Annotated in this window: 20 protein-coding genes, 1 tRNA gene and 2 pseudogenes; 9 read left to right on the top strand and 14 right to left on the bottom strand. The window is 39.9% G+C overall.

The genetic code is table 11. The annotated features are described in order from the left end of the window. Window positions 1-2 precede the first annotated feature (2 nt). From ACERCF_RS01680 to ACERCF_RS01650, 7 genes are all read right to left on the bottom strand, one after another. Window positions 3-1,058 (bottom strand): DNA cytosine methyltransferase, encoded by a 1,056-nt coding sequence (locus ACERCF_RS01680; RefSeq protein WP_373624398.1) that lies wholly within the window; start codon window positions 1,056-1,058, stop codon window positions 3-5. Between the two features lie 14 nt (window positions 1,059-1,072). Continuing rightward, entirely contained in the window at window positions 1,073-1,792 is a 720-nt protein-coding gene (gene mukE, locus ACERCF_RS01675) for a chromosome partition protein MukE (protein WP_373624397.1), read from the bottom strand. A gap of 50 nt (window positions 1,793-1,842) precedes the next feature. Next, window positions 1,843-3,186, bottom strand: coding sequence for a chromosome partition protein MukF (gene mukF / locus ACERCF_RS01670; protein WP_373624396.1), 1,344 nt, complete (start codon window positions 3,184-3,186; stop codon window positions 1,843-1,845). A gap of 169 nt (window positions 3,187-3,355) precedes the next feature. Beyond that, entirely contained in the window at window positions 3,356-3,952 is a 597-nt protein-coding gene (locus tag ACERCF_RS01665) for a response regulator (RefSeq protein WP_373624395.1), read from the bottom strand. Between the two features lie 172 nt (window positions 3,953-4,124). Further along, entirely contained in the window at window positions 4,125-5,843 is a 1,719-nt protein-coding gene (locus ACERCF_RS01660; protein ID WP_373624394.1) for a sensor histidine kinase, read from the bottom strand. 498 nt (window positions 5,844-6,341) lie between these two features. Beyond that, on the bottom strand, window positions 6,342-7,424 hold the full coding sequence (serC, locus tag ACERCF_RS01655; RefSeq protein ID WP_373624393.1) for a 3-phosphoserine/phosphohydroxythreonine transaminase: 1,083 nt from the start codon (window positions 7,422-7,424) through the stop codon (window positions 6,342-6,344). 170 nt (window positions 7,425-7,594) lie between these two features. Continuing rightward, window positions 7,595-8,671 (bottom strand): porin, encoded by a 1,077-nt coding sequence (locus ACERCF_RS01650; protein WP_373624392.1) that lies wholly within the window; start codon window positions 8,669-8,671, stop codon window positions 7,595-7,597. A gap of 500 nt (window positions 8,672-9,171) precedes the next feature. On the opposite strand from ACERCF_RS01650, the gene priC reads away from it, so the two are divergent. Beyond that, entirely contained in the window at window positions 9,172-9,702 is a 531-nt protein-coding gene (priC, locus tag ACERCF_RS01645) for a primosomal replication protein PriC (protein WP_373624391.1), read from the top strand. A gap of 38 nt (window positions 9,703-9,740) precedes the next feature. Here priC and galU read toward each other — a convergent pair whose 3' ends face one another. From galU to ACERCF_RS01620, 5 genes and pseudogenes are all read right to left on the bottom strand, one after another. After that, entirely contained in the window at window positions 9,741-10,628 is an 888-nt protein-coding gene (galU, locus tag ACERCF_RS01640) for a UTP--glucose-1-phosphate uridylyltransferase GalU (RefSeq protein WP_373624390.1), read from the bottom strand. A gap of 99 nt (window positions 10,629-10,727) precedes the next feature. Beyond that, window positions 10,728-11,982: pseudogene (locus ACERCF_RS01635) on the bottom strand (phosphohexomutase domain-containing protein); the annotation flags it as partial. A gap of 47 nt (window positions 11,983-12,029) precedes the next feature. Further along, window positions 12,030-12,212 (bottom strand): carbon storage regulator CsrA, encoded by a 183-nt coding sequence (gene csrA / locus ACERCF_RS01630; RefSeq protein ID WP_373611418.1) that lies wholly within the window; start codon window positions 12,210-12,212, stop codon window positions 12,030-12,032. Between the two features lie 82 nt (window positions 12,213-12,294). After that, window positions 12,295-14,919 (bottom strand): alanine--tRNA ligase, encoded by a 2,625-nt coding sequence (gene alaS / locus ACERCF_RS01625; RefSeq protein WP_373624389.1) that lies wholly within the window; start codon window positions 14,917-14,919, stop codon window positions 12,295-12,297. Window positions 14,920-15,114: 195 nt separating this feature from the next. Beyond that, window positions 15,115-15,540 (bottom strand): universal stress protein, encoded by a 426-nt coding sequence (locus ACERCF_RS01620; RefSeq protein WP_373611416.1) that lies wholly within the window; start codon window positions 15,538-15,540, stop codon window positions 15,115-15,117. 226 nt (window positions 15,541-15,766) lie between these two features. On the opposite strand from ACERCF_RS01620, the gene ACERCF_RS01615 reads away from it, so the two are divergent. Both ACERCF_RS01615 and ACERCF_RS01610 read left to right on the top strand, forming a co-directional pair. Next, complete coding sequence (locus ACERCF_RS01615) at window positions 15,767-16,540, top strand: FNR family transcription factor (RefSeq protein WP_373611415.1); 774 nt, start codon at window positions 15,767-15,769, stop codon at window positions 16,538-16,540. A gap of 144 nt (window positions 16,541-16,684) precedes the next feature. Further along, a complete protein-coding gene (locus tag ACERCF_RS01610; RefSeq protein WP_373624388.1) occupies window positions 16,685-17,473 on the top strand; it encodes an SDR family oxidoreductase in 789 nt (262 codons plus the stop codon). 64 nt (window positions 17,474-17,537) lie between these two features. On the opposite strand, the gene ACERCF_RS01605 is transcribed toward ACERCF_RS01610, so the two are convergent. Together ACERCF_RS01605 and ACERCF_RS01600 are read right to left on the bottom strand one after the other, a co-directional pair. Beyond that, window positions 17,538-17,834, bottom strand: coding sequence for a Bor family protein (locus ACERCF_RS01605; protein WP_373624387.1), 297 nt, complete (start codon window positions 17,832-17,834; stop codon window positions 17,538-17,540). A gap of 24 nt (window positions 17,835-17,858) precedes the next feature. Continuing rightward, window positions 17,859-18,137, bottom strand: a complete 279-nt coding sequence (locus ACERCF_RS01600; RefSeq protein ID WP_006248149.1) for a Bor family protein — start codon at window positions 18,135-18,137, stop codon at window positions 17,859-17,861. A gap of 158 nt (window positions 18,138-18,295) precedes the next feature. Here ACERCF_RS01600 and ACERCF_RS01595 point away from each other — a divergent pair, with 158 nt between their 5' ends. The 6 genes and pseudogenes from ACERCF_RS01595 (at window position 18,296) to ACERCF_RS01570 (ending at window position 24,711) form a co-directional block, all read left to right on the top strand. After that, complete coding sequence (locus tag ACERCF_RS01595) at window positions 18,296-20,272, top strand: exoribonuclease II (protein WP_373624386.1); 1,977 nt, start codon at window positions 18,296-18,298, stop codon at window positions 20,270-20,272. Between the two features lie 53 nt (window positions 20,273-20,325). Then, window positions 20,326-21,138 (top strand): bis(5'-nucleosyl)-tetraphosphatase (symmetrical) ApaH, encoded by an 813-nt coding sequence (apaH, locus tag ACERCF_RS01590; RefSeq protein WP_373624385.1) that lies wholly within the window; start codon window positions 20,326-20,328, stop codon window positions 21,136-21,138. A gap of 63 nt (window positions 21,139-21,201) precedes the next feature. Next, window positions 21,202-21,278, top strand: a tRNA-Val gene (locus tag ACERCF_RS01585). 254 nt (window positions 21,279-21,532) lie between these two features. Beyond that, window positions 21,533-22,770, top strand: a pseudogene (locus ACERCF_RS01580) (integrase arm-type DNA-binding domain-containing protein). 326 nt (window positions 22,771-23,096) lie between these two features. Continuing rightward, window positions 23,097-23,531: a phage tail terminator protein gene (gpU, locus tag ACERCF_RS01575; protein WP_373624384.1), complete on the top strand. Its 435-nt coding sequence runs from the start codon at window positions 23,097-23,099 to the stop codon at window positions 23,529-23,531. Continuing rightward, on the top strand, window positions 23,524-24,711 hold the full coding sequence (locus ACERCF_RS01570; protein WP_373624383.1) for a phage major capsid protein: 1,188 nt from the start codon (window positions 23,524-23,526) through the stop codon (window positions 24,709-24,711). The genes gpU and ACERCF_RS01570 overlap by 8 nt, the downstream gene beginning before the upstream one ends. Window positions 24,712-24,751: the final 40 nt, after the last annotated feature.

Raw genomic sequence — 24,751 nt, 5'->3', positions numbered from 1 at the left:
TTCTATTTACCTACTATGCCTAAATACTCCAAAATTTTTTCAGCTGTTGCTTGAATTGCTGGTACAGCAACAGAATTTCCAAATTGCTTATATGCTTGAGTATCAGCTACAGGGATAAGATAGCTATCTGGAAATCCTTGCAATCTAGCCCATTCACGAGGAGTCATTTTCCGGATACCCTCTCTATTTACTTCACCTTTTATTTTTGTTGTTGGTGTAAAATCAGTAATTCTATGATCTATAACTAGGTTTCTTTCTCTCCCCATTCCTCCAACAACTATTGCATTTGCGATACCATCATCTGGAATAATTTCATACCCAAACCCATTTCCTTTTCCTTGATGGCGAGCTTTATGGTTTCTTAAGGTTTCTACATATTGATTTGATAAATAATATTTTGTTGGTACAACATCTTTTTCTTTTACATCATTAAAGCTTACTTTTTTTCCTAATGGTTTAGGATAGTAGAAAGACTTTATAGCCAAATCTTTTCTAAAACCAACAATAAATACTCGCTCTCGATTTTGTGGAACACCGAAATCTTTTGCATTTAGTATTTGAGGTTCTGGAACAAAATAACCTAAATCACATCGCAAAACATTCAGTATTGTTTCTAATGTTCTACCTTTATCATGGCTAAGTAGTCCTTTTACATTTTCAAGGAAAAAGGCTTTCGGCTTATGCCTACGAATGATTTCTGCAACATCGAAGAACAATGTTCCACGAGTATCGTCGAACCCTCCTCTTTTACCAGCAATAGAGAATGCTTGGCAGGGAAAACCCGCACACAAAATATCAAAATATGAAGGAATTAAACTTTTCGTTTCTTCTAAAGTAATATCACCATATGGTTTATCTCCGAAGTTTGCCGTATATGTTTTCTGCGCATTTTCATCAATTTCACTAGAAAAAACACAAGTTCCTCCTAACCGCTCCATTGCAAGTCTAAACCCACCAATACCAGCGAATAAATCAATAAATGAAAATTTAGAATCTGATGAAAAAATATCCTTGAATAACTTATATTGTACTGTAGGCTCTTCTAATTTAACTTCCATTATAGGAATAACCTCTACTCTTCACTATCTTCCGAATCTTCCACTTCATCTGCAATATTTTCATCAATTTCAACCGCTTGTTCTTTTAATAATTCAGGCGTGGTGGCTTCACCCTCTCGAATTAAGCGAAGTTGAGCTTCTCTTGGATCATCGCCTGTGCGTACATCAGCCCCAAAGCGGAATACCGATTCTGAAATCACAAATTTCTTGCTGTTTTGTTCCCCTACACGGGTAATAATGCCAATGCGAGCTAGGCGACGTAATGCACCACCTACTTTTTCCGCTAACTTGGCACGGTCTAAGTCTGAGCCTGTTGAACGTGGGTTTACCGCTTTTAATAATTTACTTTCATCAGCAAGGCTTAATAGCTCTTCATACACATCATCTTGGTTGAAAATACCTTGCTGAGCTAAACGCTCTGGGCTTAAATAGAGATAACATAATACTTTCCCCACCAACATTTCCATTTCAGACATTGCGGAACGAGCAATCAGCGTTGAGGCTTTCGGGCGTAGGTAGAAAAAGCCTTCAGGTGCTCGAATTAGCTCAACGTGGTAACGGCGATAAAAGCTCTCCAACTCCAGTTGGAAATCCATCAAAAAGGCGTGTTGATCAAGTTGTTCAGTATTGATATGACGCCCTGCACGCAGTTGGCTGTCCAACTCTGGAAAAATGGGGTTTGCAATGGCGAGTGCCAATTTTGGCGAAATCACATCTTGGATATTGTCTGTCATCTTCTATTCTCTTTTAAATTTGTAAAATTCTACACAAAAACGACCGCTTGTTACTTGTTGTATTGGTCGATTACATTCGCTTGCACTTCTGCACCCTGTTCATTAATCGGTTGCCATTGTGGGTAAACCGCTTGGCTATCTTGGCTTGCCATACCTAATTTCACCGCCTGATCGACAATAATGCGAGCCACATCAAAATGGCGAGACTCTGGGAAGCGAGCCAGCTGTTCACGCAAGATAATACCTAAATCTATCGGTTTGCCTTCCGCACGGAATGGGGCTAAATGAGCCTGCATCGCAGAAACAATCTGTTCTTGCACATCAGAAAGGGATTCGTACTCTAATTCGCTTGGTAACTCACCCACTGATTCTGCTTCATTTAACATCGCCTCATCATCACGCAAATCAAGCAATGAATCCGCCTTAGCAGTGTAAAGAAACCAAGGATTGTTGTAATAATCTTGGATAGATTGACGTAAACGCTGCCCAAACACACGGTTTTTATCCATATCAATCGCTGTTCGGATAAATTTATGGACGTGACGATCGTAACCGATCCAAAGATCGATTGCCTGTTGTCCCCAGCTAATAATACGGTCTAATTTATTCTGTAAATTCACAATCAGCTGGTCGATAAAATCTAAATCATCACGGGCAAACAAACAGCTTTGAATACGTAATAATTGAGCTTGTAACTTATCGCCTGCGGCATTCAGTGTGTCTTGCAACTCACGCAGATTACCTGAGGTTTCATCTAATAACTGTTCACAACTTATAATCGCTTCGTGCCAGTTTTGGCTTAAAAGCTCTGCAATTCGCTCACGAATTTGATGCTGATTTTCGTCCATAATGCGTTGTGAAAGATCAATACTGTCAAAAATTTCTGCCACCGAATATTTAAGTGGTGCATACACATTATTTCGCCAAAAACGCTCATCTTTCGCCTCTGCCGTTCCTTCTTCAGCTGACACTGAAGCACGCTGAATTTCATCCGCCACAATAGAAAGCTGAATAGAAAGGCGAAGTGTGGAAAATTCACGCTGGCGAACATAATAGTTTGAAATGCCTACTCCTAACGGCGTTACACGATAAATCGCTAATCCTTCGGTAAATTCACTACTAAAGCGATTTAACAAACGCTGTCTAACTAAATCATTAATCGCATTATTTGCACGCTGAGTAAAGGTTGCATCAGGCTGCTCAAACGAATTTGAAACATAACGGAAAAGATCAACAAGATCACTTTCTAACAATTCACCATCTGTCTGTTCTTGATTATAAATAGAGATAGCAAGTAGAAACGCTAAGCGGTCGGAAGAGAGTGAAAGTGAAAATTCACGATCTTTCGTCCAAGAGATGAGTTCTGGAATAGTCTGTGCCAATTCGTTTTGCATACGGCTTAATCTTTGATTTAAGTATAAGTAAAAAATAGTTCACATTGTAACTGAATGCAAGACAAATGGGAATGCAAGGATAAAATGCAAACCTTAATTTTTGCAAACTACCCTAACTATTTAATGCTTTATCAGCAATTTCCATATTTATTTTCAAATACACAAGCGGTTATATTTTCTCAATTTTTTGCAAATCGCTAATTTTCTGCACTAAGCCCGCCAAACTCTCCGCCTGCATTTTTTCCATCACACTTGCACGATGCACTTCTACCGTTCTGACTGAAATCGCCAATTTATCGGCAATTTGTTTATTAATATAGCCCTGCATAATATAAGGCACTAAGTTCCGCTCTTTTTCCGTCAATTTTGCATAATTTTGCGAAATTTCACGAATTTTAACTGCTTGTTCGCTGGCTTTTTCAGCAGCCCCCAGCACTTGCTTTAACTGCTCAAAGCCGACCGGTTTTTGCAGAAAATCCACCGCCCCGTTTTTCAGCTCGGTAACTGCCATCGGCACATCGCCGTGAGCCGTCATAATCACGACCGCCAGCGTCGATTGTGCCTCCCGCAGTTTTTGATGAACCTGCTGACCGTCTAAATAAGGCATACGAATATCCAGCAACAGCACGCCTTTTTGGTGTAAATCAGCCTGTGCCAAAAAATCGAGACTGTTCTGCCAAGTGTGGAGTTCCAAGCCCAACGGGGCAAGCAGGAAAGCCATTGCGTCTAACAGCGGTTCTTCATCGTCAAGAATATGAATTTGCATTTTTTCTCCGTAGCAACTGTATCCCCCAAAATATTTGGCGAGATACAAATTCGTTAATTAAACCGCGTGAGCATTCCACTGTGAGCTATCACGGACGATGGCGTTAATCACGGTTAAAAGCTTACGCATACAAGGGTGCGTTTGCTAACGCACCATCAAAATACATTTGTTATTAACTTGGTAGGGTTAAAATCACTTTCGCCCCTCGCTCCCCATTCGCCAATTCAATCGACCCGCCGAGCGACTGCATCAGCCTTTGGCACAGCACCAAGCCTAAGCCCATCCCCTGTGGTTTATCGGTGCGAAACGGGACGAACGGGAAATCAAGTTGGGTTTGGGAAAAACCACCGGCATCGTCCTCAATAGTGATGTTTATCTCATTTTCAACCGCTTGTAACCGAACAGCAATCGTTGTGGCTCCCGCTTGCAGGGCATTAAGCAGGCAATTTGTCATCACCTGCTCCAACGCCGTTGCATTCAAATTAAGCGAAAAAGAGCAGTCGGCAATCAGCCAAATCTTGGCATTTTGGCGATTCTCCACGCTGATAAACTCGATCACTTTTGCAATTAATTCATTCAAAACCACCGCTTGCAACTCACTGCTTGGACGGCTTTTCGCCCAATCCCGAATGGTTTGCATTGTCTGAGTAGAGCGATCCACCTGTGCAATCAGCTTCTCCAAAATCCGCTGTTGATAGCTGTCTTGGCTCTGGCTTTTCAGCCCTTCGGCGTACATTCTAATTGCCGACAACGGCTGTTTCAACTCGTGGGCAAAGCCGGTCGTCATCTCGCCCAACAGCGTGAGCCGATCCGCTCGGGTCAGCTCCTGCTGATACTGCTGCATTTTACGATGAGCGGTATTTAACGCCTTACTTTTGCGATAGACCTGATAGCGTAACGCCGCAAAATTCAGCAGAATAAATACCAGCACCGCCAACAGCCCGAATTTATTTAGCACGATCCAATCCTGCACCGTTGCCCATAGGCTTTTTTGCTGTGGGTGGCGATAAAGTTCCCGCAAAATCTGATCCGCCTGTGCAGAGGAAAATGGCGGTGTCCAACGGGGCAAATCCGCCCGTTCGCTCTGCAATAGTTGAGTGGCAAGCTCTACTGCCAAACGATTCGAGACACTCGGCATCGCCGCCAGTGACCAGTTCGGCAAAAGCTCGGTGCTACTTTCACAGGCGATTGAGCTTGGCTGCGGCGACAGCAAGCGGAAATCCGAACGGACAAATTTACCCTCAGCCACTAACTCTTCCAGCAAACAGACCGGCACAATCGCCGCTTCCACTGTTTTATCCGCCAACAACTGCAACGCCTGCTCCACCGGAAAACCGCTAAACCGCACCGAAAAATCCCGCTGAGGCTGCATTCCAAGCTGATAAAAACGATGCAAGCCGAGCAGATAACCGCCAAAAGCGTGATTATCCACCGCACTAATCGTCTGATTTTTCAGATCCGCCAACTGCTGATAACCACTCTCCGCCCGTACCCAAATACTGCTGCCCACCGCCCCCTGCTCTGCATTCGCCGAATAAGGGCTGTTCAGCGTTGCCAACCAACGCACATTTTGATCATTCAAATAGAAAAATTGGGCTTGGTTAGTCAGTAGAAAATCCAGCTCTGAATGCCGATTTGTCTCGTTCAACCCAAGCGGCACCAACTCAAATTGCTCATTCGGAAGCTGCTCATTCAACCAATCAACCCACGGCTGCCAATGCGTGCGAGTGTAGGCTTCTCCTCGTTGGGCAAGAATACCGATGTGATAGGTGGATGCCCAGATGTTGTGGGATAGAAAGAGAAGAAATATTAGGGCAATATGAGCTAAACCGTCTTTTAAGGATGGAGATTTCATCATTAATTGGATTAATGTGTAAGGAACAAATTTCACTAGAGAATCCTCCCTCAAAAATTTGAATTGCTTATTAATAAATTACTCAAGAAATTATACTTTTCTGTCATATATGCAGATTTACCCTGAACAGTTAAAGTCATTCTTAAATCAGGGAAGATGTTAAGGGTGGTTATTTTATAGTGTGAGTCTGCATATAGTTTTCAATATAGAGACTGTTATAAAATTAAGTAGAGCTATGATAATGGTCGGTTCTGAGAGAGTAAAGGGCATTCAGTATATCACTTACATAAAGTAATTATATTACTAGAGAAAATTGCACCAGAAAAACTTAGTAATACTATAAAATCGTTACAATTTACACATCTTATATCTGTTTATGAGATTCCGTTTTTTAGGTTTAACCAGGAGAAAAATATAGCAATGAATCATAGGGGCAATTCACTTAAGATTTTCTTATGAGCATCTAAAATCTGTTTTTTGTCCATTTAATAAAACAAACTACAAGAGCCACAAATGTGGCTCTTCTGCTTTTTACTAGGTATTACGTTGTTCAAATACTTTCATAAATTCAATCAATGCTTTCACTCCCTCAATCGGCATTGCGTTATAAATTGAAGCTCGCATACCGCCTAGCACTTTATGCCCTTTTAAGGCTTGTAAGCCACAAGCGGTTGCTTCACTCACAAATTTTGCATTTAGCTCATCGTTGCCTGTAGTGAAAGTCACATTCATCCAAGAACGGTTTTCTTTCGCTACCGTGTTGTAATAGAATGTTGAGCTATCTAAATAATCATATAACAACGCTGCTTTAGCTAAATTATGCTCTTCAGTTGCTTCTAGTCCACCCTCTGCCAATAAGTGTTTGAATACTAATGAACATAAATACCACGCAAAAGTTGGGGGTGTATTGATCATCGAGTCCGCATCACGCTGAACCGCATAATTCCAAATAGATGGGGTGTCTTTACGTGCCTTACCTATTAAATCATCACGAATAATAACAATCGTAATACCAGCAGGACCTAGATTTTTCTGAGCACCTGCATAGATTATGCCAAACTTACTGATATCAATGCCACGGGATAGAATATTTGATGACATATCCGCCACTAGTGGCGTGTTACCCACATTAGGAATATCAAAAATTTCCACACCACTAATGGTTTCGTTTGTGCAGTAATGTACATAGTCGTATTGTTCGCTAATATCGCTAAAATCTAAACGATTTACTTTTAATTGTGGTTCGGTCTCTAAAATATTAATTTCATCAATTTCAGCAAAATGACGAGCTTCTTTCGCAGCAGTTGCCGACCAATGCCCTGAGTTTAAATAAAGTGCTTTACCTTTTTGTCCAATAAGATTCATTGGAATAGCGGCAAATTGCCCTCTTGCTCCGCCCTGTAAAAATAGAATACGGTAATTTTCGGGCACATTATAAAGTTTACGTAAATCAGCTTCAGACTGGGCAGCCAATTCCACAAATAATTTACCACGATGGCTGACTTCCATTACCGAAGTGCCTTGATCTAACCAATTTAATAATTCTTCTTGTGCTTTTTCTAACACTTTTTTCGGCATCATTGCCGGCCCTGCACTGAAGTTATAAACCTCTGTCATTTTTCACCTCTTGTATTAAAATAATGATTATATTCTATCCGAAAAACAGTTAAATGGTAGAGCGATTGGCAAATATTTTGCTGACAAGCGGTCAAATTTACTCGATTTTTTGCAAAACAAAACCCCTAACAATTTCTTGTTAGGGGTTAATTAGTTAGCTAATTAAGCAATTACCAGTTTACGCGTAAACCTACACCGATAGCTCTTTTTGTTTCTTTCGCAGAACGAGAACCATCTACATAGTGGTCTCTTGCTGTTACATATTTACCTTCAACGAAAGCAACTACGTTTTTGTGGAATTTGTAATCAGTACCTGCTAAGAAGCCGTGAGATTTATTTTTGCCACCAGCACTGTCTTTAGAATGACCATATTTATAGTTTGCATAAACAGATGATTTATCTGTTACTTGAACTTTAACCATTGGACCAACGTAGAATGATTTATCTTTATCTGAGCCTGTTTTCTCAACTTGGTAACCACCGTCAACACCGACTAACACAGTTTCGTTGATGTTATAGCCAATTGCAGCATCGAAAGCATTTGCACGGATTTTATCTTCAGAATCTGTTTTGTAATGGGTACGACCGTAAGCACCTTGTAAGATCCAGTTGTTTGCTTCATAAATAGCACCAAAACCGTAACCGTTTTTGATATTATGACCTTTTTTTTCACCAGTAACAGGATCAATTGTTACAAGTTTTTTACCGTTATTTTCTTCTGTCTGGCTAAAGTTATAGTTAGCACTTAACGTTAACCCTTCAATACCGTTGTAGTCATAACGAATTGCACTTGTGCTCGAAGTTGGCACATAGTCATCTAGTAAACCGTATTCATAGTCGTTTGCTAAACCTACATCATCAGCAATTACCGGTTGTTTACCGAAAGTAAGCTGACCATACTCTTTTTGACCTAAACCAACAAATGCTCTATTAGCATATAAACTACCAAAACCTGAGTTTTGATCGCCTTTAAAGCGAACTTGTACTTGACCTAATGCGTAGAAACCATTGTCATTTAATGCATGGTTTACTTTTACACCAAAGCGAGTACCTTGGTTACGTAATTTGGTGTCGCCGTTATCTTCACTGGCATTTTTTTTACCACCAACTTTTGTAGTTTGATTATCTGCGATTACACGGATAGAACCCCAGAAATCTACTTTTGTACCTTCAGCATCATAAACTGTTGTTGCTGATGCTGATGCTGCGAATGCAGTTAATGCTAATGCAACTAATGTTTTTTTCATAATTTTCACCTTAGATTTTATATGTTGTATAATAGTAATTGCTCTCATTAAGGTGTAAGAACAATACTCCAATCACAATGTATCGGCTATAATGCCTAACATTGTTTTCACGAGCATAATTGCAAAAACAAAAGTTGTTGTCAATAGTTTAAACACCATCCGCACGCCCTAAAATACCTATAAAAATCAATTAGTTACATATTTATTGTTTCATTTGGAGAATTTTACATTTCTTTACCACAGATTTAAAACAGACATAACCCATTGAAAATAAAATACTTTTAAACAATTAACTCAATAAATTATTAAATTTGAAAAAAGTTCATTTATTTTGTGACATAGATCACAATTTTAGGATTTTTTTACAAAATAAGATTATTTTTAACCTGAATATTACAAAAAATAGCAAAATATAGACCGCTTATAATCCCTGTAACTTTGTTTTTCTGATAGATTTATATAAAATAAAACTGCTTCTAAATTATTAATTACGAAATTGAATGATGCAAAAACACCGTTTCCTTACTCAAATGAAGCTAAATTTAGCTGATTTAGCTTCATTTTCTGAAAATAAAATCACTGTCAGCTCGACCTATTTTTCTAAACAATCTGGATTAGTGAAATTCTTTGTCGCCGAAATTGAGAAAACAGCAGAACAATTGCTTAATCAAAAAGATGTTTCATATAGTGAGTTTTATGCTGAAAAATTGATTAAACAGTTTGATGCTCTCAATAGTGCAATTAGTAAAGATCAACAACAAAAAAAGAATACGGTTCAATTTCAATCTTCCTTTAAATTTTCTGCAAATATTCACACCCTTTCGTCGAGTAAACGCTTGCAGGAATATCGTAAAGCATTACGAGCCTTAAATGAGAAGATGAGTTGGCTAATGGAACAGAATTATAATGAGGAAAATGAAGCATTAAAGCAAGAATTGCAAAATCAAATTCTGGAAACAGAATATCGTAAAGATAAATGTATGAAGGCGATTGAAGATTTGGAGCAAGAGCTGTTATTTAAACAAAAATAGACACCATAAATAGTGTCTATTTTCCTCACAAATTTTAGCTATAGAGATTTCGCTAAATCTTTAATAAATGCCTTAAATTCTTTTCCGCATTTATCGTGATTTAAACTATATTCTACAAAGGCTTTCATATAGCCTACTTTATCGCCGCAGTCGAATGAGCGACCTGTCATATTAAAAGCTTCAACCGTTTCTTGGTGAATCAGCATATCAATTGCATCAGTAAGCTGAATTTCATCGCCTACACCCACAGGTGTTTTTTCCAACAAGTCCCAAATATTGGCGGAGAATACATAACGCCCCACAACTGCAAGATTTGAAGGAGCTTCTTCCACACTCGGCTTTTCTACCATTTTTGCAATTGGTGCTGAGCCACCTAATGGAATATCAACCTCATTGCAGTCTGCCACACCGTAGCTACTCACATTTTCCATCGGTACAGGGGCAACCATAATTTGGCTATGTCCCGTTTCTTTAAAGCGTTTAACCATTGCTGCAAGGTTTTCTGTTTTTTGATTAGCAGTAAAATCTCCAAGCAGCACATCTGGCAATACTACTGCAAAAGCTTCATTACCTACTACTGCTCTGCCACACAAAACGGCGTGCCCTAATCCTTTCGCTTGACCTTGACGAACGTGAATTAAGCGTGCATCTTTCGGAATAATAGAACGAACTTCATCTAATAATTGGCGTTTAACTCGTTTTTCAAGCATTGTTTCAAGCTCAAAAGAAGTATCAAAGTGGTTTTCGATAGCATTTTTTGAAGAGTGTGTTACTAGTACAATTTCTTTGAAACCTGCTGCTACACACTCATTGATGATATATTGAATTAAGGGTTTGTCGGCAAGGGTAAGCATTTCTTTAGGAATAGCTTTTGTTGCGGGTAACATACGAGTACCAAGACCAGCAACAGGGATAATCACTTTCATTTGAAATCCTTATGATTTGTGAAATCTTATTCAAAATAGGCCGCTTGTAGTATATCGCAAGCGGTCATCTTTTTTCATTTTTTTACAAAATTTTAAGCATTATTGACGTAATAAGGCTAAAATTTCATCAGTTTTTTTTTTCATTAGGGCTTTGTCGCCACGAGTTTCTAAATTTAAGCGAACCACAGGTTCGGTATTAGAACTGCGTAAATTGAAACGCCAGTTGTCAAATTCAACACTAATGCCGTCTAAAGTTTCTACTTTTCCGTCTTTGTAGGCTTCTTTTACTCGGGCAATTGAGGCCTGTGCATCAGTTAATTTACTGTTGATTTCACCCGGTGATGGGAATTTATCTAAACGCTCGCCAACTAATTCACTAAGCGATTTACCTGTAGTGCATAATAGCTCTAAGGTTAATAGCCAAGGGATCATACCGCTGTCGCAATAGAAGAAATCACGGAAGTAGTGGTGTGCAGACATTTCGCCGCCATAAATCGCATCAACTTCACGCATTTTCTCTTTAATAAATGAATGCCCAGATTTAGACATTACAGGCTCGCCACCTGCTTCACGCACAAGCTCTTCTGTATTCCAAATCAAGCGTGGATCGTAGATAATCTTCGCTCCTTTATTTTTAGCTAAGAACGCTTGAGACAATAAGCCGACAACATAATAACCTTCAATAAAACCACCTTCTTCATCAAAGAAGAAACAGCGGTCAAAGTCGCCATCAAAGGCAATACCAATATCCGCCTTATTTTCTAAAACGGCTTTAATGGAATCTTCACGGTTCTCGTGCAAAATTGGGTTAGGAATACCATTTGGGAAATTGCCGTCTGGATTACTATGGACTTTAATAAATTCCACTGGCACTTGTTGGGTTTTGAATTGGGCTTCAATCGCATCAATGATTTGTCCTGCTGCCCCATTGCCCGAATTAATGACTAATTTTTTAGCTGTGAGCTTAGTTAAATCAATGTAGGAAAGCAAATGTTCAACATAATCGCCTTGCACCGATTTTTGTGTATATTTTCCACGTTTTTCAACCGCCGGAAAATTATTCTCCTCAGCTAAACGTTGAATATCGGCTAAGCCTGTATCAGCACTAATTGGACGGGAGCCTTCACGGACTAATTTCATACCGTTATAATCCATCGGGTTATGGCTTGCCGTTACTTGAATTCCGCCATCGGTTTTTAAGAAAGAAGTCGCAAAATAAACCTCTTCTGTACCAGTTAAACCTAAGTCGATAACATCAACACCTGAATCCAATAATCCGTTTGTAACTGTACTTTTCAGCTCGTTACTGGTTAAACGAATATCTCCCACCTACTACGATTGATTTTAGCTTTAAAACAAGTGAGTTTCCCATAGTATGTTCCTTGTGAGGTTAATGAATAATTAGAATTTTCCCTCTTCTGTTGAGGCTTTAATCCTTTCATAGATCTCTTGACGGTGTACTGAGATTTCTTTTGGTGCATTCACACCTAGTTTCACTTGGTTTCCTCGAATGTTAAGCACCGAAATCTCAACATTGTCTCCTACGAGTAAAACCTCCCCAATTTTGCGAGTTAGAATAAGCATAATTGTCTCCTTGACCGGGTTAAAAAACTCTATTGCTAACATAGAGTAAAATTTCAAAGGCGAGCCTAGCCCGCCTTTATTATTAAAGTTTTGTAGTAATGAATTCTTGTGCTAACGCAAGAGCTTGCGGAATATTTTGTGGTTCAGAACCACCTGCCATCGCCATATCCGGGCGACCACCGCCTTTTCCGCCAACAGCTGTCGCCATTAAACCAACTAATTCGCCCGCATTTAGCTTTGCCGTTAAATCTTTAGTTACCCCCACAATAAGGCTTACCTTACCTTCGGTTTCAGTCGCAAAGGCAATCACGCCTGAACCAAGTTGATTTTTCAAATCGTCCACCATTGTGCGGAGTGCTTTGCTATCTACATTATCCAGTTTTTCAATGATGACATTCACACCATTAATCTGTTTTGCCGATTTTGCCAATTCTCCGCCCGCTTGTGCAGCTTGTTTTTCTTTAAGGCTTTGAAGCTCTTTCTCCGCTTTTTTCGCTTTCTCTTGCAATTGCTGGATTTTCTCTACAATTGAGGCTTGATCTGCTTTTAAAAGATCAGCAATTTGGTTTAGCACCTGTTGCTGGCTGTGTAATAATTCAATTGCTTTTCCGCCTGTTACGGCTTCTACTCGGCGAATACCTGCGGCGACTGCCCCTTCAGAGACAAATTTAAATAAGCCAATGTCGCCCGTTTGTCTAACGTGGATACCACCACATAGCTCGATTGAGAATGGCCCCATTTCAACTACACGAACTACATCACCGTATTTCTCGCCAAATAGTGCCATTGCTCCTTTTTCTTTGGCTTGTTCAATACCCATTGTTTCAATTTGAACTTGGATATTTTCTCGGATTTTCGCGTTCACAATACGCTCAATTTCTTCTAAATCAGCTTTTGCAATTGCTTCTGGTTGAGAGAAGTCAAAACGCAAGCTATCTTCAGACACTAAAGAACCTTTTTGGGCAACGTGGTCACCTAATACTTGGCGAAGTGCTGCGTGCAGTAAATGGGTTGCACTGTGGTTTGATGTGATTGCCTGACGGCGTTCAACATTAACGAGGGCTGAAACTACATCACCAATGGCTAAAACGCCTCCATTTAATTGCCCGATATGCCCCCAAACTTGACCATATTTTTGGGTGTCATTGACTTGGAATAACCCTAATGGTGAACTAATTTCACCAGCATCACCTATTTGACCGCCTGATTCAGCATAGAATGGCGTTTGGTCTAAAATCACAACTGCATTATCGCCGGACTCAATTTTCTCAACCGCAACACCATTACAGAATAAGCCTACGACTTTCGCATTAAATGCTGTTTGCTCATAGCCTAAAAACTTGGTTTGGCCTTCCACTTTAATTACATTATTGTAATCTACACCAAAATTGCTGCTGGCTTTTGCACGCTCACGCTGTGCCGTCATTTCTGCTTCAAAACCTTGTTCATCAATCACAATGTTTCGCTCACGGCAAACATCAGCAGTCAAATCAAGCGGAAAGCCGTAAGTATCGTAAAGTTTAAAGGCTACATCGCCGGAAAGTGTGTTGTTTTCCACTTTCGCTAAAGCATCTTCTAATAAGTTCAAACCACGCTCTAATGTACGGGCAAATTGCTCTTCTTCTGCTTTTAATGTTTTCTGAATAAGAGCTTGCTTTTGTGCAACAATTTCACCAGCTGCTCCCATCACTTTCGCCAATGTCGGCACTAATTGATAGAAAAATGCTGATTTTGCACCGAGTAGGTTTCCGTGTCGAACAGCACGGCGAATAATGCGACGTAGCACATAACCACGACCTTCGTTAGATGGCATAACGCCATCAGCAACTAAATATGAACAAGCACGAATGTGGTCTGCCACAACACGCAGTGATTTATTATCTAAATCTTGTACATTTAATAGATTTGCTGTTTCTTTAATGAGGGTTTGGAAAATATCGGTTTCATAGTTAGAGTTTACGTGTTGCATTACCGCCGTCATACGCTCTAAGCCCATACCTGTATCAACAGATGGTTTTGGTAATTTTTCCATTGTGCCGTCTGCTAAACGGTTGAACTGCATAAATACGATATTCCAAACCTCGATATAACGGTCGCCATCTTCTTCAGGGCTACCCGGTAATCCCCCCCAATGCTCAGGACCATGATCGTAGAAAATCTCTGTGCAAGGTCCGCAAGGCCCTGTGTCGCCCATTGCCCAGAAGTTATCAGACGCATAAGGAGCACCTTTATTATCGCCAATACGAATAATATGATCAGCAGGTACTCCTACTTCTTGATGCCAAATATCGTAGGCTTCATCATCAGTTTTATAAACCGTAACGTATAATTTTTCTTTTGGTAAACCTAGCCATTGTGGTGATGTTAAATATTCCCAGCCAAATTTAATCGCATCTTGTTTGAAATAATCGCCAAAGCTGAAATTCCCCATCATCTCAAAGAAAGTATGATGACGAGCGGTATAGCCTACATTTTCTAAGTCATTATGTTTACCGCCTGCACGCACACAACGTTGAGCAGTAGTTGCTCGAGTGTAAGGGCGTTTTTCCAAACCGAGAAAAACGTCTTTGAATTGGTTCATACCCGCATTCGTAAATAGTAATGTCGGGTCATTTTCAGGCACAAGTGAACTGCTTGGAACAATGGTATGTCCTTTTGTTTGGAAAAACTCTAAAAATGATTGTCTGATTTCTGATGTTGTTTTCATTAAAAATACTCTTTTGAAAATAGAAGTTAAACATTGAACTGCCTTCTATTTTACACATTTTTTATGCCATATTGTTAGTTTAGTTCAGCTTATTTGTTAGATAATGAAAAGATTTTTGTAAAATTTTGCTAAAAAATAACCGCTTGCAGAGCAAACCACTCCGCAAGCGGTTTATTTTGTTTAAAAAATTACAAATTACTCTTCTGATAATGGTACAACAAGCATATCAATTGTAATATTATTCATTACTTGACGTGTTGAAGACATAAATTTACTCCAAAAATCTTGATGATGGCCTGTAATCAATAAATCTACGTTATTTTTTTCTACCGCTTCTTGTAGCACTTGGCTGAAATCGCCTGTACCATTTAAGCAATCAGAAACAGGATAATCTACTTTTGCTGCTAACTCTGCTAATGCAGTGCTGGTTTCCGCAGCGGCACTATCTTGCACTGAAGACATATTAATATCAATTAGCCCTGTATATAAGTCAGAGAAATTAACATCAACGTGAATAAGTGAAAGTTTAGCACCACATTGTGCGGCTAATCCTGCACCTTTACGCACTAGCACCAAACTTTCTTCTGAAAGATCAACTGCCACTAAAATATGTTTATACATAATAATCTCCTTATTTAGACTTATCTTAATGGTTTAGGGCATACTAACACAGCCTGAAAAATAAAAACTTGAAGTAGATCGCAAAAATGGAAATTTATTATTATTTTTTCTACTCCTTTTGAAGTATTAATTTTTTTGCCTATACTTTGCTTCATTAAAATTTAATGGTAAACTTTGTTCTAAATCAAATTTAGAAATATTTTTCTAATCTTCTAAGGTTGAATAGATGAAAATTGTCTCAGAATTAAAACCCTCAGGACGCCACGCTTGTACAATCCATTGCCAGAATTGTAGCATTAGCCAGCTATGTTTACCCTTTACACTAAATGAAACAGAGCTAACACAGCTTGATAATATTATTGAGCGTAAAAAGCCTGTTCAAAAATCACAAGTGATTTTTAAATCTGGCGATGAGCTACGTTCTCTTTATGCTATTCGTTCTGGTACATTAAAAGCCTATACGTTAAGTGAGAGTGGTGAAGAGCAAATTACAGGCTTTCATCTACCTGGTGATTTAATTGGTTTTGATGCTATTACCAATATGCAACACGAAGGTTATGCTCAAGCATTAGAAACTTCGATGATTTGCGAAATTCCCTTTGATATTTTAGATGACCTCGCAGGTAAAATGCCGAAAATCCGTCATCAAATTATGCGTTTAATGAGTAATGAAATTAAGAGCGACCAAGAAATGATTTTATTGCTCTCTAAAATGAATGCAGAAGAAAAATTAGCTGCTTTCTTATATAACCTTTCCCAACGTTATTCCGCTCGAGGCTTTTCAGCAAAAGAGTTTAGATTAACAATGACTCGTGGCGATATCGGCAACTATTTAGGACTTACCATTGAAACCATCAGCCGCCTACTTGGGCGTTTCCAGAAAAGCGGTATGATTTCCGTACAAGGCAAATATATTCATATTAACCGTATGGAAGAATTAGCCGAATTAACAGGGGCAATTAAGCCACAACAAAATATTATTGCTCAAACTACTGCATAACTTCTCTCAAAATCCCTTCTTTGATGAACAATCAAGAAGGGATTTCTGATCCGATGAGCCATCAACTCTATTTGCCCGTACTCTCTATATCCGCTATAATCGACACAATTTTGACCCCGATTAATACAAATAGAGGAATTTTTTATGGGTATCTTAACTGGCAAACGTATTTTAGTTACAGGTTTAGCAAGTAATCGTTCAATCGCTTACGGTATTGCAAATGCAATGAAACAACAAGGTGCAGAATTAGCATTCACCTACTTAAACGATAAATTAAAACCGCGTGTTGAAGAGTTTGCCAAAGAATTTGGTTCAGAAATTATACTTCCGTTAGATGTAGCAACCGATGAAAGCATTACTGAGTGTTTTACTGAATTAAGCAAACACTGGGAGAAATTTGACGGTTTTGTTCACGCTATCGCATTTGCACCAGGCGACCAATTAGACGGCGATTATGTGAATGCCGCAACCCGTGAAGGTTATCGTATTGCACACGACATCAGTGCTTACAGCTTCGTCGCAATGGCTCAAGCTGCTCGCTCGTTCTTAAATGAAAATGCCGCTCTTTTAACCTTAAGCTACTTAGGTGCAGAGCGTGCAATCCCTAACTACAATGTAATGTGCTTAGCCAAAGCCTCTTTAGAAGCAGCAACCCGTGTAATGGCAGCCGATTTAGGTAAAGAAGGTATTCGTGTAAATGCGATTTCAGCCGGTCCGATCCGTACATTAGCAGCATCAGGCATTAAAAACTTCAAGAAAATGCTTTCTGCTTTCGAGAAAACTGCTGCTCTACGTCGCACCGTGACTATTGATGATGTGGGTAACTCTGCTGCTTTCTTATGCTCGGATTTAGCGTCAGGCGTAACAGGCGAAGTGTTACACGTTGATGCCGGTTTCAGCGTAATGGCAATGGGCGAATTAGGTGATGATTAAAACGATTAATTAATAGAAAAAACGGACTTAATTCTTAAGTCCGTTTTTTCTACATTTATTAGTATTATTTACAATATACGTTTGCTGTACGAGGAGTATAAATACCAATAGTAACAATACCAACTAGAATATTACTACCAGATAAAACAGTTTCTACTTGATTAACTTTATCTGTCGAACCACAAATCTCGGTAACGTTCAATGTTTCTTCTTGTCCAATCCCGCCTATAAAGAACGACTGAGTTACACTCTTAGTTGGTTTAATATTATCAGTAACTTTGCCGCCAATATGGGCAGTTTGTGTTGTACATGCCGTAGTCAGCAGGGCTGTTAATACAGATATAGCAAGCAATTTTTTCATTTTAAACTCCTTAAATTACTAGGATTAGTTACAATATACACGGATTTGGCGAGGTGAATAGATACCATAAGTAATTGTACCTAACAAGCCATTAAAGAAAGTAGTTTCAGTTTCTACCTTTCCTACCTTATCTGCACCATTACAAATTTTTGCTGCATCTATCTCTTGTTTTTGAGCAAGCCCAGAAACAAAGAAGTGTTGAACACGATCATATTGAGCTTCCTTAGCAGGAGATAGTTCAAGTGTTTGAGTAGAACAGGCTGCTAAAGAAAATACTGTTGCAATTGCAAGTAATTTTTTCATTGAAAAGTCTCCATTATTTTTAAATGGATTATATTCTACTAACCTTTATAAATTATAGCAACAGCATTTATTTGCTGAACTTGGTTCAAATCCGTTATAATGCCATTGTTTTTTCGGTGCAACGATAGCACCTTTTTTTATTTTTAAAATGAGAAATTATGTTTCAAAACAATCCCCTTTTAGCCCAACTCAAACAACAAATTGAAGCCAGCAAAGAATATGTAGAAGGCTTTGTAAAAGCCTCAGATAAAGCATTCGGCTTTTTAGAATGCGATAAAAAAAGTTACTTCATTCCGCCAATGGAAATGAAGAAAGTAATGCACGGCGATTCTGTTAAAGCTGTAGTCAAACGAGATGGCGACAAAGAACAAGTGGAAATTGATTCTCTACTTGAACCGATGCTTGATAGATTTATCGCTCAAGTGCGTTTAAATAAAGAAGGTAAATTACAATTAGCCGTTGATCACCCAAGCATTAAGCAAACTATTCCTGCCAATACGCACAAAAAAGTAACTGAAAAATTAGAAAATGGCGATTGGGTTGTGGCACAATTAAAAAAGCACCCTTTGCGTGATGACCGTTTTTTCTTTGCTCAAGTAACGCAATTTATTTGTAAAGAGGACGATAATTTCGCTCCTTGGTGGGTAACGCTTGCTCGCCACGAACAACCTCGTGAACCTGTTGCCAATGAAAAAAGCTATGAATTGCACGATGAATTAGAGCGTGAAGATTTAACTCATCTTTACTTCACAACAATCGATAGCCCAAGCACGCAAGATATGGACGATGCGTTATATATCGAGCCAATCAAAGAGAACGATATGCAAATAGGCTGGCGTTTAGTGGTGGCGATTGCAGACCCAACTGCCTATATTCCTGAAAACTCTAATATTGAGAAAGCGGCTCGCCAGCGTTGCTTCACCAACTATTTACCGGGCTTTAACATTCCAATGTTACCTCGTGAATTGTCTGATGATCTCTGCTCACTTGTACCGAATGAGAAACGCCCTGCATTAGTAGGCTTTATAGAAACCGATTTAGAAGGCAATTTCACTAAAGAAGCAACCTTCACCTCTGCTTGGATTAAATCGAAAGACAGACTGGCTTATGACAATGTCTCTGATTACCTTGAAGGCGTAGCAAATGCGTGGCAGCCAGAATCGGAAGAAACTAAGCAACAAATCGACTGGTTGCACCAATTCACACAAGCGCGTATCCAATGGCGTGCTAAAAATGCCTTATTATTCAAAGAGCAAGGCGATTATAAATTTGAGCTAAATGAAGATGGTTCTGTTAAAGATATTCACATTGAATATCGCCGTATTGCAAATCAAATGATTGAAGAATCAATGATTATTGCTAACATCAGCTGTGCCAAATTCCTAAGCCAACACGCCCGAACAGGTGTATTCAACACGCATTCAGGTTTTGATCCGAAAAATTATGAATTGGTTAAATCATTTTTACTGCAAACCTTAGCAACAGATGAAAACCGTGATAAACTGGCAGAACGCTATTCTGCTGAACGCTTAGCAACCTTAGAAGGCTATTGTGAAATGCAGCGTGATATTCAAGATTTCCCGGAGAAATTCTTGGAACTTCGCTTACGCCGCTACCTTACTTTTGCGGAATTTAAATCAGAGGTTGCCCCTCATTTTGGCTTGGGGATCAGTCACTATGCCACTTGGACATCGCCAATCCGCAAATATGGCGATATGGTAAATCACCGTTTAATCAAGCAAGTATTGTTAGGTAAACAATCCTCAACGGTGGAAGAAAACGTACTTACTCGTCTGCAAGAAGCTCGCCGCCAAAACCGATTAGTAGAACGTGATATTGCTGACTGGCTCTATGCTCGCTATCTTTTCCCAATGATAGAACACGCGGTCGAATTTGAGTGTGAAATTGCAGATGTTTCTCGAGGTGGTTTGCGTGCTAAAGTCATTCAAAATGGTGCTCAAATTTTCGTACCATTCTCAACTTTACACGACAATAAAGATGAGATGGAATACCGCCAAGAAGAATTGGCAATTTACATCAAGGGCGAAAAAGCCTACCAAATCGGACAATCTGTACGCGTTAAATTAACCGAAGTACGGTTAGAAACCCGTTCTATTGTGGGAAATATTATCTAGTGTTGTAGGGGCAAATTGCAATTTGCCCCTAGCCTATTTTAGGGAAATCATCAATGGCAACTTATATTGTAGGCGACCTGCACGGTTGCTTTAAGGAATTTCAGCTTTTATTGGAAAAAGCCAATTACACTCCTGAGCAAGATGAACTATTTTTAACGGGCGATTTAGTTGCTCGTGGTGAAGATTCTCTAGCTTGCCTACGTTTTGTAAAAGATCCTACCAATAATGCTAAAACTGTTTTAGGTAATCACGACCTACATTTACTTTCTACATTGCTTGGTATCAAACGAGTAAAGCCGAATGATAAAGTTGATCCTATTTTCCAAGTAGAAGATCGTCTGGAATTGCAAAATTGGCTAAGAAATCGACCGCTTGCAATCCATCACCCAACGCATAAATTTCTCCTTGTTCACGCAGGCATTAGCCCAGAATGGGATTTAGCTACCACATTAAATTGTGCGAAAGAAGCCGAAAGAGTGCTACAAAGTTCAGAATACGCTGATTATATCGCTCAAATGTATGAAAATAATCCGCAACGATGGTCTGAAGATTTACAAGGAATTGAACGCTGGCGTTATATCATTAATGTGCTAACCCGTATGCGTTTTTGCTACACCGACAAGCGGTTAGATTTTGAGTGTAAATTACCAGTTGAAGAAGCCCCCAAAGATCTTGTGGCTTGGTTTGAATTAGATAATCCTCTCTATAAAGAACAAGAAATTATTTTTGGACATTGGGCAAGTTTAATGGGTAAATGCCCTTATCGAAATATTCACGCTTTAGACACTGGCTGTGCTTGGGGAAGCCATTTAACAATGCTCCGCTGGGAAGATAAACAGATTTTCACGCAAAAGCGTTTAAAATAAGAGCATTCAAGAAAAAGCATATTGCACAGTCCTCTTTTTTCCAATAGAATGCTTCCCATTAATGCGACTATAGCTCAGTTGGTTAGAGCACCACCTTGACATGGTGGGGGTCACTGGTTCGAGTCCAGCTAGTCGCACCATTATTCCTAGCGTAACTTAACGCAACCTTTCGCAAAGCCCTTGATTATCAAGGGATTTCGTGTTTTTAAGCCCTTTTTACTTATCATTTCCTACCGTATTTTTTCGCGTTTAACCGCAGATTTTAGGAACACAGTTAGGAACACAGGTTATAATACGTAAAATTCTGTGTTCCTAAAAATCTCACAAGCCTTGAAGAGCAAGGCTTACAAAGTTTTTATTTTTCGTGTTCCTAAAATTCCCGTGTTCCTAAATTATGGCAAGAGTAACAAAACCCCTTACAAATACCGAAGTAGATAAAGCTAAGCCCAAAGAGAAAGATTACAGTCTAATGGATGGGCAAGGGCTTTTTTTGCGTGTAAAGTCTAATGGCTCAAAATCTTGGCTTTTCAATTACTATCGACCTTTGACAGAGCCACCCAAACGCACAAATTTAGGGATTGGTGCTTATCCTGAAATTTCTCTTGCGCAGGCAAGAGCAAAGCGCGATGAATATCGGGCTTTATTGGCTCAAAATATCGATCCGCAGATACATCAAAAAGAACAAAAAATCGCAGACCTACAAACTCGTTCAAGCACTTTTTATAAAGTTGCCGAGAATTGGCGGGTTAAACGGCAAAATGATGTCGAACCGCTCACAATGGAAAAGAATTGGCAACGGCTGGAAAAATACCTCTTTCAAAAGCTAGGTCATCATCCTATTAATGCAATCACGCCATATTTACTTGTGGAAACGCTCAAACCGTTAAATGCAGCCGGGAAAAGCGACACACTGCACCGCCTGATCCGTTTGACCAATCAAATTCTAAATTATGCCGTGAATACCGGCTTATTACAGTTTAACTACTGTGAGAAGGTCGGCGAAGCATTCAGTAAGAAGCCTAAGCAGAACAATCCGGCTATTCGCCCCGAAGAGTTACCGGAATTTCTGAACACGCTTCATAACTCTAACCGCGATTTAGTTACAAAGATTTTGATCCAATGGGAGCTTTTGACAATGGTTCGCCCCGCAGAAGCGGTAAGCGTCGAATGGTGCGAAATTGACTGGTTAGAAAAGCTATGGACGATACCAGCCGACAAGATGAAGAAGACGAAGAAAGGCGCAAATTCGCATACTGTACCGCTTTCTACTCAAGCCATTGCTATTTTAGAGAAGATGAAAGCGATTTCCGGTAATTCTCGTTTTGTGTTTCCGCATTACAGCAAGCCAAACCAGCCGATGAATAAAGAAACAGCAAACAAAGCGATAAATTCGATGGGATATGCCGGCAGACAGACGCGCACGGATTGCGCGCAGTGGCGCGAACGTGGCTTGCTGAAAATGGCGTAGGCTATGAGGTGGCTGAAGCCTGTTTAGCTCACGCAGTCGGCAGCGAAGTAAGCCAAGTTTATAACCGTTCAACCTATTTAGAGCAGCGTAAGCCTGTAATGCAGGCGTGGGGCGATTATGTAGAACAATGCTCCACTTTCTCGATACTGGCAAAACTCCCCTAAACCTTCCAAGCCTAGCAAACCCGCTAGGCTTTATTTTTACTTATCTCTTTTTATATATTATTTCTTATATATAACTCACTTTCTCACTTTTTCAATTAAAAAAGAAATAAATGATTGATATATAAAGGAAAATATAGAAGTGAGTTATAAGTGATAAAGTGATTTATCTCAAACCTACTACCAAACAAGAAAACATCCTATCTGAAAAGAAATGTAAATTTAGCTTTCATTTTTTATCGTATTTTTTCGCACAAAAAACATCCTATTCAAGTTCAATTTTTAAATCCTTAGAATAAGGATTTAACGGATTTTTGAGCGGGGTTTTGATGCTAATCCATAACAAAATTAGACAAGAAGTTATCAACTTTTTAAGCGGTGAAATTGAAGAAGTTACCTATTTCCACAATGGATTACCGAAAATTCTCAATCTCGATGATGAATTGCCGATGATTGCGGTTTATCTCAATGGCGCAGAAGGGCAGCCCGTTACGATTGGAAATATCGAGTGGGAAGCTGATCTAGTCATTTTGACTTACTTACCTTTCCACCAAGGCGAAGCCGTTTTAGATGAGCTGAATGAGAAAATCAATCAAGCAATCTTATTCCACGACTTCGACAGCTTCTCGCTAACCGCCGATTTCAATCAATCTTACGATTACGAATACGACACAGAAAATAATGCGTGGGTGAGTTCGGCATTAACGTATCGCGTTTGCTATCAATTCCAAACACTTAATCATAAGGAAAATGCTAATGTTTAAAAAACTCCAAGAACTACGCCAACAAAAAGCGCAAGCGGTTGAGCAAATGCGCGAAATGCTGGCGAATGCCGACAAAGAAAATCGCTCTTTGAATGAAGAAGAAGGCGGTAAATTTGATGCCTTAAAAGCAAAAGTGGACGAACTCAAAACCGAGATCGAACGCTTGGAAAGCGTCACCGAAGAAGAGCGCAGTAATCCGGCTTATCAGAAAGCCGAGAAAGCCACAAAAGCCCCAAGTAATGATGAATTACGCCACTGGATTAAAACGGGCGAACTGCGCACACTAGCGACAAATACGAATGGCGGTGCAGATGGGGGCTATTCAGTTATCCCACAGTTAGACGGCGAAGTGATGAAACGCCTTGCCGATGAAAGCGTAATGCGCTCACTTGCGCATACCGTACGTTTGCCGGTGGGAGCGAAAGAGTATAAAAAACTCGTTTCTGCGGGTGGTGCAACCGTTGGCCGTGGTACAGAAGGCGAAGCGCGCACCGGTACAAACACGCCGAAAATGAACGAAGTCACGATCGCTGTTCACAATGTCTTTGCGTATCCAAAATCCACGCAAGAGATTTTAGATTTTGGCGGCGTAGATATTCTCGGCTGGCTGACAGATGAAATTACAGATACTTTCGCCGAAACCGAAGAAAGCGATCTTGTGAACGGTACGGGCGAGAAAATGGCTAAAGGCTTTTTACACTACCCACGCACTACCGACAACGACAAAACCCGCGCATTCGGCACACTTCAAAAAATGGAAGTGAAAACCGACAAACTGAATGCGGATGTGCTAATCGATCTACTCTACTCACTCAAAGCTGGTTATCGCAAAAATGCAGTGTGGGTTATGAACTCACAAACCGCCGGTACTATTCAGAAATTGAAGAACGGCAACGGCGATTACATTTGGCGCGACGGCTTACAAGCGGGCGCACCGTCCACACTGTTAGGCTTGCCGGTCTATTACCTTGAAACAATGCCGGATGTGGCGGTCGAACAGCCATTCTTAGCAGTAGGTGATTTCAAACGTGGTTATACAATCGTGGATCACGAAACCGGCGTGCGCACTCGCCCTGACAACATTACCGAACCGGGCTTCTATAAAGTCCACACGGATAAGTATTTAGGCGGTGGCGTGGTCGATAGCAACGCTATCAAGGTGCTTGAAGGTAAAGCCTAAGCATAACCACCACAGGGGCGATTTTCGCCCCTTTTTTGTC

It is taken from the genome of Mannheimia kashgarensis, assembly GCF_041807705.1.
Classification (GTDB): domain Bacteria; phylum Pseudomonadota; class Gammaproteobacteria; order Enterobacterales; family Pasteurellaceae; genus Mannheimia.
The sequence above is the reverse complement of the archived record's forward strand: the minus strand, read 5'-3'. Positions and strand labels throughout refer to the sequence as shown.

Bases quoted from the DNA above. Each gene is read 5' to 3' on its own strand.
- priC (WP_373624391.1), top strand. From the start codon at position 9,172: ATGATGCAAAAACACCGTTTCCTTACTCAAATGAAGCTAAATTTAGCT.
- ACERCF_RS01650 (WP_373624392.1), bottom strand. From the start codon at position 8,671: ATGAAAAAAACATTAGTTGCATTAGCATTAACTGCATTCGCAGCATCA.
- mukF (WP_373624396.1), bottom strand. From the start codon at position 3,186: ATGCAAAACGAATTGGCACAGACTATTCCAGAACTCATCTCTTGGACG.
- ACERCF_RS01610 (WP_373624388.1), top strand. From the start codon at position 16,685: ATGGGTATCTTAACTGGCAAACGTATTTTAGTTACAGGTTTAGCAAGT.
- galU (WP_373624390.1), bottom strand. From the start codon at position 10,628: ATGAAAGTGATTATCCCTGTTGCTGGTCTTGGTACTCGTATGTTACCC.
- mukE (WP_373624397.1), bottom strand. From the start codon at position 1,792: ATGACAGACAATATCCAAGATGTGATTTCGCCAAAATTGGCACTCGCC.
- ACERCF_RS01680 (WP_373624398.1), bottom strand. From the start codon at position 1,058: ATGGAAGTTAAATTAGAAGAGCCTACAGTACAATATAAGTTATTCAAG.
- csrA (WP_373611418.1), bottom strand. From the start codon at position 12,212: ATGCTTATTCTAACTCGCAAAATTGGGGAGGTTTTACTCGTAGGAGAC.
- ACERCF_RS01665 (WP_373624395.1), bottom strand. From the start codon at position 3,952: ATGCAAATTCATATTCTTGACGATGAAGAACCGCTGTTAGACGCAATG.
- ACERCF_RS01605 (WP_373624387.1), bottom strand. From the start codon at position 17,834: ATGAAAAAATTGCTTGCTATATCTGTATTAACAGCCCTGCTGACTACG.
- ACERCF_RS01600 (WP_006248149.1), bottom strand. From the start codon at position 18,137: ATGAAAAAATTACTTGCAATTGCAACAGTATTTTCTTTAGCAGCCTGT.
- apaH (WP_373624385.1), top strand. From the start codon at position 20,326: ATGGCAACTTATATTGTAGGCGACCTGCACGGTTGCTTTAAGGAATTT.
- serC (WP_373624393.1), bottom strand. From the start codon at position 7,424: ATGACAGAGGTTTATAACTTCAGTGCAGGGCCGGCAATGATGCCGAAA.
- ACERCF_RS01595 (WP_373624386.1), top strand. From the start codon at position 18,296: ATGTTTCAAAACAATCCCCTTTTAGCCCAACTCAAACAACAAATTGAA.
- ACERCF_RS01570 (WP_373624383.1), top strand. From the start codon at position 23,524: ATGTTTAAAAAACTCCAAGAACTACGCCAACAAAAAGCGCAAGCGGTT.
- ACERCF_RS01615 (WP_373611415.1), top strand. From the start codon at position 15,767: ATGAAAATTGTCTCAGAATTAAAACCCTCAGGACGCCACGCTTGTACA.
- gpU (WP_373624384.1), top strand. From the start codon at position 23,097: ATGCTAATCCATAACAAAATTAGACAAGAAGTTATCAACTTTTTAAGC.
- ACERCF_RS01620 (WP_373611416.1), bottom strand. From the start codon at position 15,540: ATGTATAAACATATTTTAGTGGCAGTTGATCTTTCAGAAGAAAGTTTG.
- alaS (WP_373624389.1), bottom strand. From the start codon at position 14,919: ATGAAAACAACATCAGAAATCAGACAATCATTTTTAGAGTTTTTCCAA.